Origin of the sequence: Sphingomonas sp. CCH5-D11 (genome assembly GCF_001557395.1) — a bacterium.
Lineage (GTDB): Bacteria > Pseudomonadota > Alphaproteobacteria > Sphingomonadales > Sphingomonadaceae > Sphingomonas.
Genome location: NZ_LSKH01000244.1, coordinates 1 through 11,997, shown reverse-complemented (window position 1 = coordinate 11,997; position 11,997 = coordinate 1). Strand labels below are relative to the sequence as shown.

At 63.7% G+C, this 11,997-nt stretch carries 15 protein-coding genes; 8 read left to right on the top strand and 7 right to left on the bottom strand.

The genetic code is table 11. From position 1 onward, the window contains the following. Positions 1-2 precede the first annotated feature (2 nt). From AX702_RS15140 to AX702_RS15120, 5 genes are read right to left on the bottom strand one after another with little or no spacing between them, the layout of a single operon-like run. Positions 3-368, bottom strand: coding sequence for a response regulator (locus AX702_RS15140; RefSeq protein ID WP_066780947.1), 366 nt, complete (start codon positions 366-368; stop codon positions 3-5). A 59-nt stretch (positions 369-427) separates the two neighbouring features. Beyond that, a complete protein-coding gene (locus AX702_RS15135) occupies positions 428-859 on the bottom strand; it encodes a chemotaxis protein CheW (RefSeq protein WP_066781080.1) in 432 nt (143 codons plus the stop codon). Next, positions 856-3,135, bottom strand: a complete 2,280-nt coding sequence (locus AX702_RS15130) for a chemotaxis protein CheA (RefSeq protein ID WP_066780945.1) — start codon at positions 3,133-3,135, stop codon at positions 856-858. The genes AX702_RS15135 and AX702_RS15130 overlap by 4 nt, the downstream gene beginning before the upstream one ends. Before the next feature lie 39 nt (positions 3,136-3,174). After that, positions 3,175-3,819: a histidine phosphotransferase family protein gene (locus tag AX702_RS15125; RefSeq protein WP_066780943.1), complete on the bottom strand. Its 645-nt coding sequence runs from the start codon at positions 3,817-3,819 to the stop codon at positions 3,175-3,177. A 24-nt stretch (positions 3,820-3,843) separates the two neighbouring features. Then, positions 3,844-4,254: a M67 family metallopeptidase gene (locus AX702_RS15120; protein WP_331710414.1), complete on the bottom strand. Its 411-nt coding sequence runs from the start codon at positions 4,252-4,254 to the stop codon at positions 3,844-3,846. A 12-nt stretch (positions 4,255-4,266) separates the two neighbouring features. On the opposite strand from AX702_RS15120, the gene AX702_RS15115 reads away from it, so the two are divergent. The 8 genes from AX702_RS15115 to bfr all read left to right on the top strand — a co-directional run bounded on the left by AX702_RS15115 (position 4,267) and on the right by bfr (position 10,385). Then, positions 4,267-5,214, top strand: coding sequence for an RluA family pseudouridine synthase (locus AX702_RS15115; RefSeq protein WP_066780941.1), 948 nt, complete (start codon positions 4,267-4,269; stop codon positions 5,212-5,214). A gap of 60 nt (positions 5,215-5,274) precedes the next feature. Continuing rightward, positions 5,275-6,174 (top strand): RNA polymerase sigma factor RpoH, encoded by a 900-nt coding sequence (gene rpoH, locus AX702_RS15110; RefSeq protein WP_066780939.1) that lies wholly within the window; start codon positions 5,275-5,277, stop codon positions 6,172-6,174. 118 nt (positions 6,175-6,292) lie between these two features. Then, positions 6,293-7,063 carry a hypothetical protein gene (locus AX702_RS15105; RefSeq protein ID WP_066780937.1) on the top strand — a complete coding sequence of 257 codons (771 nt, stop codon included), beginning with the start codon at positions 6,293-6,295 and terminating at the stop codon, positions 7,061-7,063. Positions 7,064-7,210: 147 nt separating this feature from the next. Next, on the top strand, positions 7,211-8,011 hold the full coding sequence (locus AX702_RS15100; protein WP_197420634.1) for a sulfotransferase family 2 domain-containing protein: 801 nt from the start codon (positions 7,211-7,213) through the stop codon (positions 8,009-8,011). 74 nt (positions 8,012-8,085) lie between these two features. Further along, complete coding sequence (locus tag AX702_RS22135) at positions 8,086-8,259, top strand: hypothetical protein (protein ID WP_156455517.1); 174 nt, start codon at positions 8,086-8,088, stop codon at positions 8,257-8,259. Between the two features lie 86 nt (positions 8,260-8,345). Beyond that, positions 8,346-9,542, top strand: coding sequence for a DUF418 domain-containing protein (locus tag AX702_RS15095; protein ID WP_156455516.1), 1,197 nt, complete (start codon positions 8,346-8,348; stop codon positions 9,540-9,542). 88 nt (positions 9,543-9,630) lie between these two features. Continuing rightward, on the top strand, positions 9,631-9,801 hold the full coding sequence (locus AX702_RS21715) for a (2Fe-2S)-binding protein (RefSeq protein WP_082746307.1): 171 nt from the start codon (positions 9,631-9,633) through the stop codon (positions 9,799-9,801). 98 nt (positions 9,802-9,899) lie between these two features. Beyond that, positions 9,900-10,385: a bacterioferritin gene (gene bfr / locus AX702_RS15090; protein WP_066780928.1), complete on the top strand. Its 486-nt coding sequence runs from the start codon at positions 9,900-9,902 to the stop codon at positions 10,383-10,385. Positions 10,386-10,458: 73 nt separating this feature from the next. Here the strand turns inward: bfr and AX702_RS15085 are convergent, their stop codons facing one another. Further along, positions 10,459-10,893, bottom strand: a complete 435-nt coding sequence (locus tag AX702_RS15085) for an Hpt domain-containing protein (protein WP_066780927.1) — start codon at positions 10,891-10,893, stop codon at positions 10,459-10,461. 83 nt (positions 10,894-10,976) lie between these two features. Further along, positions 10,977-11,997: ribosome biogenesis GTPase Der (der, locus tag AX702_RS15080; RefSeq protein ID WP_066780925.1), on the bottom strand; the 1,021-nt coding region annotated here is incomplete at its 5' end.

Genomic DNA, 11,997 nt, shown 5'->3' with positions numbered 1-11,997 from the left:
GTTCAGGCGACGCCGACGATCTGGAGCTTGCTCGCCAGTGTCTCGCGGTCGAACGGCTTCATGACATATTCGTCCGCCCCCGCCTCGATTGCGGCGCGGATATGGGCCATGCCGTTTTCCGTGGTGCAGAACACCACCTTGGGGCGCGGCGAAATGTCGGTTTCGCGAAGCGCGCGCAGGAAATCCATGCCGCTCATCACCGGCATGTTCCAGTCCAGCAGGATCACGTCGGGCGTGCTGGAGAAACAGGCGTCAAGCGCCTCCTGACCGTCACCCGCTTCGGACACGGAGAACTCCAGGCCCTCCAGGATGTGTCGCGCAACCTTTCGGATCACCTTCGAATCGTCAACGACGAGACACGACCTCATTTTTGAACCTCATCATTGCCTGTCCCATCCATTATGGCGGGAAAAGCGTAAGAACGGTGTTAACCGGCCGCGACAATCGTCCCGATGAGGCGGGCGATATCGATCACCAGTAGCGGCTCGCCCCCGCGCTCGGCCGATCCGGTCGTCACTTCCGCCCAGCGATGGCCAAGCGAGAGGCCCGGCGGCACTGCCTCCACCTCCAGCGGCGCCACGTCCTCCAACGTGTCGACCAGCACGGCATGGTGGTGGCCATCGACCACGGTGATGATCGCGCGGCGCGCATCGTCGGCCGGGGGCGGCAAGTCCAGCAGCCGCCAGGTATCGATCACCGTCACCACCCGGCTGCGCAGCGCGGTCAGCCCGCGTACCGCCGGATGCGCGCGCGGCGCGTCGATGATCACCGAGATATCCACCACCGAATCCACCGCATCGGCCGGAACGGCGATCGCGCGGCCGCCGACATGCGCCAGCAGGTGAAGCGTGTCGGTCATCGCGCCGCTCCTGCCTTCAGCGCACTGGCCAGCGCGGCCGAATCCAGCAGCGGCCATCCGGTGTTCGGATCCCGCGCCAGCCTCACCACCTGCCCGCTCGCCGGAACATCGTCGCCGATCCCCAGCGTCACCGTTGCGCGCTCACCCGGTGCCAGCTGGCGCGCCACGCGATAGCCCGCGGCTTCGATCAACGGGCTCAGCATCGCCTCCATCCACGCGCTGTCCGCCCCCTGCATGAGGCAGATCGGCGGCGATCCCGCGGTCGACGCCCGTGGCACGGCGATGTGCAGCGGATCCATGACTTCGATCGGCTCACCGTCGATCACCAGAATGCCGCTAACGCCCGGATCCGCCGATGGCAGGAGCTCCTCGGTGAAGGTGACGATGTCGAGCGCCCGCCGCACCAGATAGCCGGTCGCGGTGTCGGCACCCGGCAGCATCAGCACGGCGAGTTCCCCGTCCGTCGGCGGCTGGTCGGCATCCACGGACAGAGCCACCAGATCCTCGCGCGCGGTCGCCCACCATCGACCACCCGCGTGGCGGAGGGATGCCGCCTGCACCGCCTCGATACGCTCCACTGCTGCAAGCGGGATCATGCGCCGATGCCCGTCAAGCGCCTCGAACAACAATGCCGAGGTGCCTTCCGCCACCGGCTCCTCCGGCTCCGCCTCCACTTCCACGGCGCGCTCGAAGGAAACACCGGCAGCCGCCGCCACGCCTGCGCAATCCAGCAGCAGCAGCGGCACGCCCGTATCCGGCAGCATCTGCCCGGCATAAAGACCGGCCGCCATCACCGCCGGCGCAACCGGCTTCACCACCAGTTCCTGCGTGTCGTCCACGCTGTCCACGCCAAGCGCGAAGCTGCCGCTGGACAGGTTCACGATCATCAGCATGTCGCCCGGGCCGTCGCTTGTCCCCAGCACCTCGCCCAGCTGCACCACCGGCAGGCGGCGACCACGCACCGTTGCCAGCTGGGCGTCGCCCACCGTGTCGATCCGCACGGCTTCGGACTGAACCGCCAGAATTTCCTCTACCGCCTGTCGGGGCACGGCATAGCGGCTACCGCCTGCGCCGATGATGACCGCGGACAGGATGGCCAGCGTCAGCGGCACCTCGATCGTCGTCGTCAGACCACGGCCGGGGATGTTGTGCAGCCGGATGCTGCCGCCGATCTGTTCGACGTTGGTGCGCACCACGTCCATCCCGACGCCGCGTCCCGACGTCGCCGTCACGTCGTCACGCGTCGACAATCCGGGCTCGAAAATCAGGTCGAGGCGCGCCCGCTCGCTCAACGCGTTCAACTCTGCCGCGCGCGCCGGCTCCTGCTCGATGCGCTTTTTCACCAGCCGGGCGGTGTCGATGCCGCGCCCGTCGTCGCATATCTCGACAATGATCCGATTGCCCGACTGCCGGGCAACGATGGACAACCGCCCCGTTTCCGCCTTCCCGGCGCGCCGCCGTGCCTCGGGTGCCTCGATGCCATGGTCGATCGCGTTGCGCACGATATGCACCAGCGGATCACGCAGCAGCTCGATCATCTCGCGATCAAGCTCGACCTCCGCGCCATCGATGGACAGCGACACCTGCTTGCCCAGCGTGCCTGCCGTGTCGCGCACCAGCCGCGGCAAGGCGGAAAAGAGCGATTCGATCGCCTGCATCCGGGTCCGGGTGACGGTGTCACGCAGTTCCGATACGGTCAGCGACAGGCGGTCAATGGCGCTCTCGAGCGATGGATCGCTGCTTTCGCGCAGCCGGCGGGCAAGCTCGTTGCGCGCCAGAACCATTTCCGACACGCCGTTCATCATCCGGTCGAGCAGGTCGACCGACAGGCGTATGCTGCGCGTCGCAGCGCGTGGTGCGGTCACGTTTGCGGCATTAGCGGTCACCAGCTTCAGCGGCGCCGCGGCCGACTTTCCCTCGAGCGCCGCGAGCAGCAGTTCCTCGCCGCTGTCATCCAGCCCGGCACCCGCATCGATCGCCTCGACGATCTCCCCGATCCGATCGATGATCGCGAGTACCGCCGATACGAGCTGCGGATCGGGAGACCGCTCACCCGACCGCACCGTTTGAAGCACGTCCTCTGCCGCATGGCTAAGCCGTGCGAGCCTCGGCAGGTCCAGAAAGCCGCAGCTGCCCTTTACGGTGTGAACGAAACGGAAAATGGCGTCGAGCCGCGCCCGGTCGGACGGATCGGCCTCCCACGCGACGATCTCGCCCGACAGGGCGCCGAGCGTCTCGCGCGTTTCCGCGATGAATTCCTGCAGCAGATCGTCCATTGCCCGCCGGCCATGGACCGGAACGGGTAAATGCCTGGTTTACTGTGGACGCATCGTCGCGCCGAACAGCAGCACATTCTCCGCCGGGGCGCTGATCATCACGCGCCCGTCCGCCGCCTTCACCATTTCGTGCACCAGAAAGGCCGCCGCCGCGCGCGGCGTGATCGCGTCCGATGCCCGCCCCTCGACCAGCGTGGATCGCAGTTCTTCGTCCAGGGTGATGCGCGGACCTTCCACCTTCAGGACGATTTCGATCGCCGCGTCATTCGTCTCGCTACCGATGTCCAGCGTGCCGCCACGCACCAGCGAGTCGCCGGCGATCATCGCCAGGTTCAGCAGCACCTTGATCGCCGTCTTGGGCAGCATCGGCTCGTCCACCAGCCAATTGACCTGAAGCCGCTTGGTTTCGCCGAACAATCCCTCGATCGCCTGTTGCGCCTCGCGCGTATCAACCGCCTCGCCGAAGCCACCGGCCGCGCCAAAGGCCAGCCGGAAGAATTTCAGCTTGGCCGCAGACGTCCGCGCGCTTTCCGCCAGCAGTTCCATGCACCGCTCGCGCATCGCCGGATCGGTCTCGTCGGCGAGCAGCTCCAGCCCGTTGTTGAGCGCCCCGATCGGCGACAGCAGATCGTGGCACAAGCGCGAGCAGAGGAGGCTTGCGAACTCAACGGGATCGATCGTCATCACTGCTCCATGACTCACCCGAGTCTAGGGCGCAATGGCGAGCGCGACCGGATCAAAGCGGCCGTGCACCGCTCCGTCGCTTGATGCCCGCCACGCGGTCAGGTCCGATCCTGCCACGATCAGCCAAAAGGCACCATCGGCCGCCGCCTGGGCGGCATCGGTGGCCGATGGTGCGGCGATGCCGGACGGGTGGGAGTGGTAATGACCGATGACCTGCGGCCCGCCTGCCCGTGCCCGGCGCAGCGCGCGGAACAGGGCGGCAGGATCGATCTCAAAATGAGTAGCCGGTGTTGGATGGACGTTCGCGCATGGCTCAATGGCGTCCACGTCGTTATCATTGCCCAGGAGCAGCCCGCAGGCTTCGACCGGAAAACGCATCGTTTCCGCAATGATCCGGGCAGCCAGCGATCTTGAAATCCGGAGCGTCATATCCATCTACTACACCTAATGGACCGGGGGGTTTCCGTCATTCAAGCGATCATCGCTCCAGCCGCCGATGGCTGGCGGCTGGATCGCGCCCTTGCGGATGCCGTGCCTACCCTCTCGCGCGAGCGGCTCAAGGTTTTGATCAATGCGGGCCATGTCGAACGGGATGGCGTGCTGGTGCGTGATCCGGCGAAGCGCGCATGGGCCGGCGAGGTGTTCGCCGTCGCCGTGCCCGCGCCCGCGCCGGCGCACAACGAGGCGCAGGACATCCCGCTCGTCGTCGCCTTTGAGGACGATCATCTGATCGTGATCGACAAGCCCGCCGGGCTCGTCGTCCATCCCGCGGCCGGCAATCTCGATGGTACCCTGGTGAACGCGCTGCTGCATCATTGCGGCGGTTCGCTCTCGGGAATCGGGGGCGTGGCGCGGCCGGGGATCGTCCATCGGATCGACAAGGATACGTCCGGCCTGATGGTGGCCGCCAAGACCGACCGCGCGCACGAAGGGCTGGCGAAGCAGTTCGCGGCGCACTCGATCGACCGCCGCTACAAGGCAATCGTCGGCGGCTATCCCGTGCCGCCCGCCGGCACCGTGGATGCGCCCCTCGCCCGCTCGCCGCATAACCGCAAGAAGGTGGCGATCGTCGCGAACGGCAAGCGTGCCGTCACGCATTACCGCACCGAACATCGGCTGCGGGAGGCTGCGCTGGTCGAATGCCGGCTGGAGACCGGCCGCACCCATCAGGTGCGCGTCCACATGGCCTCGATCGGCCACGCCTTGCTGGGCGACCCGGTCTATGGTAGAACAAAACAAGCTCACAAGCGTCAACTTGATGAACTTTCCTTCCGCCGCCAGGCGCTTCATGCCGCCCGGCTCGGCTTCGTTCATCCGATCACAAGTGTCGCTTTGTCGTTCGAAAGCGTGATGCCTGCAGACATGCAGGAACTGTTCAGTCAACTCGACGTATAGGGTGAAAGCGCCTCGCTGTTGCGCGACAGGCGTTTCCCCGGAAAGGGAGATTGTAATACCATGGCAAGCGGCAACGTCCCTGCGACGATCCCCGCACTCGGCGGCGAGCAGAGCCTCAACCGCTATCTCGCCGAGATCAAGAAGTTCCCGATTCTGGCGCCCGAGCAGGAATATATGCTCGCTAAGCGTTTCCAGGAGCATGGCGATCCGGAGGCGGCGGCGCAGCTCGTCACCAGCCACCTGCGCCTCGTTGCCAAGATCGCGATGGGTTATCGCGGCTATGGCCTGCCGGTGTCCGAGCTGATCAGCGAGGGCAATATCGGCCTGATGCAGGGGGTGAAGAAGTTCGAGCCCGATCGTGGCTTCCGCCTCGCCACCTATGCAATGTGGTGGATCCGCGCGTCGATCCAGGAATTTATCCTGCGCTCGTGGAGCCTCGTGAAAATGGGCACCACCGCCGCGCAGAAGAAGCTCTTCTTCAACCTGCGCCGCATGAAGGCCCGGCTCGACGCGTTCGAGGACGGCGATCTCACGCCGGAGAACGTGCAGAAGATCGCCACCGATCTCGGCGTGACCGAGGCGGATGTGGTCAGCATGAATCGTCGCATGGCGATGGGCGGCGATACGTCGCTCAACGTCTCGATGCGCGAGGATGGCGAAGGTCAGTGGCAGGATTGGTTGCAGGATGATTCGCCCCTGCAGGATCAGGTGGTCGCCGAGGCACAGGAAGCCGACGTGCGCCACGACATGCTGGTTAGCGCGATGGACAACCTCAACGATCGCGAAAAGCACATCCTGACCGAACGGCGCCTGACCGACGATCCCAAGACGCTGGAGGAACTGAGCCAAGTCTATGGCGTCAGCCGCGAACGGGTTCGCCAGATCGAGGTGCGCGCCTTTGAGAAGTTGCAAAAGGCGATGATGAAGATCGCAGGCGAAAAGCGCCTTCTGACCGCCTGAGGATCGACAACCGTGCTTCGGATTGGCGAAGCACGGTGCGGTCCGGTGCGAACCATGATGCGGAGGGGCATCGATGCCGCACTCGCCGCATCTGTGATCCTGTCCTAAGACCCTTGTCATGTGGCGGGACATCAAGCAGCTTTATGCCGACAGCGCGGCGTTCGCGAAGGCATTGCCGATCCTCTTTTCCATCCCGCTGCTCATCGAATTCGCGCAGCACGTGGTGGAGATCGACATCGGCTTTTACCGGCACGGCCTCACCGCCGCCGCCGCCTTCGATCAGCGGCGCCTCGCATTGGGCTTTGCGAAGGTGCTGGCGCTTCTGCTCCCCGGTTATTGGTTCGTGCGCTTCATCGCTTCAAGTCGGGACGCGGGCTTTGCGAAGCGGATCGAGCGCCCTGCGGCCACTCTGTTCGCGGTGCAATTCGGCGTCCAGGCCATGTTTCAGTGGCTGGCGCTATTCGGCCCGCCACTCGGCATGACGTTGGGGCTCGGACCGCGACTGTCGACCTACGCGCAGCTGGCGGCCACGATCGGGGTCAGCGTCATCGGCGTTTATCTCAGCGCCTGGCTCGTCGCCTGGCCGCTCGGCAATCCCCGGATCGGCCCGTTGCGGTCGATCGCCATCATGGCGGGCAGCTTTTGGCGAACGGTCGGCTATATGGTGGCGGGTACAGTGCCGCTGATGTCGCTCCACTATCTGCTCGGCTACAGTGCGCTCGGCAGGCCTGAGCCGCTAGTCTGGGCGATGATGGCTGTTGACGCGCTGGTGGTCGGGGTGCTCGCGCTCACCACAAGTGGCGCGGTGTACCTTGGCGCTCGTCATGCGTCCGAACGCCGGAATGTCGACCTAACAGGGCGAGCAAAGGCCGCTGAGCTCGGACGTTGATCAGCGGCGGTGTTCTCGAAGATAATGATCGCCTTGTACGCCGCAGGGTGCGACCCGAAGGGTGACACGGCGTTGAGCACAGGCGCAATTGCTGCCATTCGCAGTGGTTCGGCGCGACAGGCGATGCGCTGAGGAAGAGGATTGATCGTGGCGTTCGGCGATATTGTTCAAGGCAGCCTGCAGGACTTTGTCAACGCCGACCGCTTCGACACGGAATTGTGCGTCTTCATCCATATTCCAAAAACCGCAGGCTCGTCGCTCTCCACGGAACTGGATCGCATGCGACCGCCCTATCACAACATCCATCGCAAATACTTCTACGGTGACACCGTCACCTTTTCGCGCATTGAGGATGAAATCGCAGCGGTGATCGACAGCGGTGCTCTTGCCGACGCACGATCCTGTTCGGGCCACTTTTCCTGGACGCTCGCCGCACCGATTCGCGCCGCACGACCTGATGCGCGTGCCTTTACCTTCCTGCGGGATCCAGTGAAGCGGGTGATATCGGACTATCGATATTCACGGACTCCGACCCACCCGACCTACAAGGAGACGATCGAGCGTTTCCCTACGATCGAGAGCTATATCGAAGCGCCCGAAACCCAGGACAAGATGGCCCGCTTCCTCATGCCCGGCGATGTTCGCACGCCTCATGACATCGATACCTTCATCAGCACCAATTATGCTTTCGTCGGTCTGCTCGAAATGTATCCGCTATCGTTTAACATCCTGTCCCTTCTGCTCGGACATGACCGGATGCCGTCCGAGCACAAGCGCAAGACGGAAAACACCGTCGACAATGCGGTGGATGAGACGCCTCGCCTTCGCGCGATGATTGCGGAATGCAATCAGCGGGATACAGCCTTGTACGACATTGTTCGCCGCAAGCTGCTCACGGTGCGGGATGATTGGCGCGCTATGCGGGAGCAGAGCCGCCCCGCGGCCTGATCCCTTTCCTATTCAGCCAGCGCTCTGTATCGCAAACCTGACGGGCCCAGCGGGGCGATGCCGGCGAGTTTATCATGGGTTTGATACGTTTCGATCCGTCGTCCGATTACGTGATCTTCTTCGCCAGCATGCTGGTTCTGCTGATCGTCACCACCATCGCGCTTGAGCGGGCCTCCCCCAGCCGTCGAAAGGCACGGCGCCGCGTTCGCCGTGGACATGGCGATCAGGCCGGCGAGCTCATCGACTGATCAGCGACCTTCCTGCCGCCCCGACGCAGTCCGCCGACATCTCCGCTCCGACCGCTCGCCTGGCACGGATCGAGACGATCGATGCCGTGCGTGGTGTTGCGGTGATGGGCATCCTCCTGCTCAACATCGTCAGCTTTGGCCTGCCGCGCTACGCTTATGTGGACCCGACCTTCTATGGCGGGGCCACCGGGGCGAACTGGTGGGCCTGGGCCGCGACCTTCGTGATCGCCGATGGTAAGATGCGCGGGCTCTTCACGATGTTGTTCGGTGCCTCGACCGTCATGATTGCGGAGCGCACGATGGCGCGGCGCCGTTCACCGGTGCGACGCCATTATGCGCGCATGATCAGCCTGTTCGCGATCGGCATGGTACACGCCTATCTGATCTGGTCGGGCGACATTCTGGTGCTCTACGCGCTGTGTGGAAGCATCGTGTTCGTCGCATGGAGGTGGGACACCTCACGTCTCCTCGCCATCGCTGCTCTGCTGATGGCGTGGCAACTGGCCAACGGCGCGCTGGATTTTGCCGCCGCCCGTTACTTTCAGGAGCGCGCAGCAGCTTCCGACGCACCGGCCTCCGTTCGCGCCGAATGGGCTAGGTATCGCAGCAGTCTGGATCAGCTGCGCGCGGATCGGTCCGCCGAGTTGCAGGCATTCCGTGGCGGCTGGGGTGACGTGCTGCCGATGCGGATCGCCATGACGGCAGAGGCGCAACGGACGGCGCTCCCCCGCACGATGCCTGAGACGATCGCCTTCATGCTGCTGGGCATGGTCCTTTTTCGCAGCGGCTTCTTCAGCGGCCTCTGGTCAAGCGCGGCGTACCGATCCGTTCTCCTGTTCGGATATGGTATCTGTCTGCCGTTATATCTGCCGCTCATTTGGTGGATCGATGGCACCGCGTTTGACCCCATCACATTGCTGCTTTCGGAGCCGCTCCACCTTGTTCTCCTGCGCCCCGGTGTCACGCTGGCCCACGCTGCCCTCATCATCCACTTCGCCCAGCTGAAATCTGGGCGCCGGATCGTCGCAGCGCTAGTCGCAGTGGGTCGCACCGCATTCAGCAACTATCTGGGCTCCAGCCTCATCGGCACATTTCTATTCTGCGGTTATGGGCTAGGCTGGTTCGGTGAGCTTGATCGCTGGCAGCTCTACCCGGTCGTTCTTGGCATTTGGGTATTGATGCTTCTCTGGTCGCCCTGGTGGCTTCGGCGATTTTCGTTCGGCCCCTTCGAGTGGCTCTGGAGGTCGATGTCGGAGGCCCGCTGGCAAGCAAATCGCAATTGATCGCACATCCTGTTGCGAATCACCCGCAAAAGCTCTTGCGAACTCCTCGCACTAGCGGTAGGTGATGAGGCGCAAGAAGGAGTGGTTCATGGTTGTCTGCGTTTGCAACGCCATTCGGGAATGCCAGGTTCGTGAAGCCGCCCGCGCTGGATCTACAACTGCCTGCCAGGCTTACCAATCACTCGGACGTCAGCCAAAATGCGGCCAATGCACGCCGTTTGCGCGAGCGATTATCGATGAAGAGCGTGCTGCTGCGTAACACTCGCAGCTTCTAAAATCGGCAGAAATCCGCCGTTTTTTTCATTGCTAAGCCACGGTTCGCCACGGTAAAGACGTGGCTAACACGGAGGCATTACAATGAAGGGCGACGCGCGCGTCATCGAGTTTCTGAACGAGACGCTGAAGAATGAACTGACGGCAATCAACCAATATTGGTTGCACTACCGCCTGCTTGAGCATTGGGGCATCAAGAAGCTCGCCGAATACGAGCGGCACGAATCCATCGACGAAATGAAGCACGCCGATTGGCTGGCGGAGCGCATCCTGTTTCTGGACGGTCTGCCGAACTTTCAGCTGCTCGGCCGGCTGCGCATCGGCGAAACGGTGGAGGAAGTGCTCAAGGCTGATCTCGCAATGGAGATCGAAGCCGTTGCACAACTCAAGGCCGCGATCACCTATTGCGAAGAGGTCAAGGACTTTGTCAGTCGCGACCTGTTCACGCGCATCCTCCTCAGCGAGGAAGAGCATGTCGATACGCTGGAACGGCAGTTCGAGATGATCGAGCGCATGGGCCTGCCCAATTACATTCAGCTCAACGCCGAGGCGGACAAGCCGCACGGCTGATATCGGATCTTCGCGCGGGCGTGAACGGCACGTCCGCGCGGAGCCGCAAATACGGCACGATAAGCGCTGCTCGTCAGCCGCGGCCGAACCCGCCAGGCACGGGTCGTCTTCCAAAACCGGTAACGGGCCGACGAACCGGCGTCGGATCTGCTTCGCGGTCCAGCGCCGCGAGCGTGCTTGTAAACAGCGGCCGCAACTCGATCACATCTTCCAGCACCGCCTCCGGCGTGTCGCGGCTCTCCACCAGGTCCCGGGCCATGAATTCGATCTTTTCGGCCAAATCGGCCAGCGGAAAGGCGCCGAACTGACGCGCCTCCCCTTTCAGTGTATGAGCCGGAATGACGAGCCCCGCCGCATTGCCAGCGCGCAGCGCGTCCTCGATGGCAGCCACTGACTTTGTGCCATCCTCGCGAAAGTAACCGAGTATCCGGGGCAGATCAGCGCCAAGCTCCCCCTTGGTCTTTGCGAACGATGGCCAGTCCACCAGAGTGCTACCTTCGAACGACACGATCTTGCCCCCACAGCAGGTCACGAAGCAGCCGGACGCTTCCCCTTCACCAGCCTAACAGGCCATTGGTAAACAATAGATAATCAAGAACCGCCAAATGGATTTTTCGGCGCGCGAAGCGTCAATCGGATTGGAACTGCACCGAAGCCCAGATCGCGACGTAGCGAATTGACCAGATAGCGCTCATAGCTGGCGGGCAATTGATCGACCCGCGTGCCGAATACTACGAAGCTCGGCGGCCGCGACTTAACTTGCGTCACATAGCGCATCTTGATTCGCTTGCCGCCCGGCGCTGGCGGAGGGTTCGCCTCGATGGCGCGCTCAAACCAGCGATTAAGCTCGCCGGTCGGCACCCGGCGCGACCATGCCTCCCGCGTCTCGAAAGCCGCGGACAGCAACTGATCGATGCCGCGTCCGGTCATGGCGGAGACAGTGATCAGGGGCACGCCCTTCACCTGGCTAAGCCCGTCGCCCAGTGCCGCCTTGACGCCGTTGAACAGCGAAGACGGGTCCTGCGCCACGTCCCACTTGTTCAGCGCGATGATCAGCGCCCGGCCTTCCTCCAGCACCCGATCGGCAATGCGCAGATCCTGCGATTCGAGACCCAGCGTGGCGTCAAGCAGCAGCACGACGACTTCCGCGAAGTCGACAGCGTGCAACGCGTCCGCGACCGACAGCTTCTCCAACTTGTCCTGAACCTTGGCCCGCTTGCGCATACCCGCGGTGTCGATCAGGCGCACCGGGCGACCCTGCCATTCCCAATCGATCGCGATCGAATCACGCGTGATCCCCGCCTCCGGGCCGGTGATCATGCGGTCCTCGCCAAGCATGCGATTGACCAGCGTCGACTTGCCGGCATTGGGACGCCCCACGATCGCAAGCTTCAGCGGCGCGGCGAGGTCGTCCTCGTCGCCGGCATCGAGCGCGCCTTCATCCTCGCGCTCGAGATAGGGCAGTAGCGCCTCGAACAGGTCGCCCATGCCCTCGCCATGCTCCGCAGAAAGCTGCACCGGATCGCCGAAGCCCAGTGCCATCGCCTCCAGAATACCTTGCTCGCCCGCGCGTCCCTCGGCCTTGTTGGCGACAAGAACGATTGGCGTGGTG

What these genes read in the sequence shown, in the direction of transcription:
- AX702_RS15140 (WP_066780947.1), bottom strand. Translation starts at nt 368, where the DNA reads ATGAGGTCGTGTCTCGTCGTTGACGATTCGAAGGTGATCCGAAAGGTT.
- AX702_RS15135 (WP_066781080.1), bottom strand. Translation starts at nt 859, where the DNA reads ATGACCGACACGCTTCACCTGCTGGCGCATGTCGGCGGCCGCGCGATC.
- AX702_RS15130 (WP_066780945.1), bottom strand. Translation starts at nt 3,135, where the DNA reads ATGGACGATCTGCTGCAGGAATTCATCGCGGAAACGCGCGAGACGCTC.
- AX702_RS15125 (WP_066780943.1), bottom strand. Translation starts at nt 3,819, where the DNA reads ATGACGATCGATCCCGTTGAGTTCGCAAGCCTCCTCTGCTCGCGCTTG.
- AX702_RS15120 (WP_331710414.1), bottom strand. Translation starts at nt 4,254, where the DNA reads ATGGATATGACGCTCCGGATTTCAAGATCGCTGGCTGCCCGGATCATT.
- AX702_RS15115 (WP_066780941.1), top strand. Translation starts at nt 4,267, where the DNA reads ATGGACCGGGGGGTTTCCGTCATTCAAGCGATCATCGCTCCAGCCGCC.
- rpoH (WP_066780939.1), top strand. Translation starts at nt 5,275, where the DNA reads ATGGCAAGCGGCAACGTCCCTGCGACGATCCCCGCACTCGGCGGCGAG.
- AX702_RS15105 (WP_066780937.1), top strand. Translation starts at nt 6,293, where the DNA reads ATGTGGCGGGACATCAAGCAGCTTTATGCCGACAGCGCGGCGTTCGCG.
- AX702_RS22135 (WP_156455517.1), top strand. Translation starts at nt 8,086, where the DNA reads ATGGGTTTGATACGTTTCGATCCGTCGTCCGATTACGTGATCTTCTTC.
- AX702_RS21715 (WP_082746307.1), top strand. Translation starts at nt 9,631, where the DNA reads ATGGTTGTCTGCGTTTGCAACGCCATTCGGGAATGCCAGGTTCGTGAA.
- bfr (WP_066780928.1), top strand. Translation starts at nt 9,900, where the DNA reads ATGAAGGGCGACGCGCGCGTCATCGAGTTTCTGAACGAGACGCTGAAG.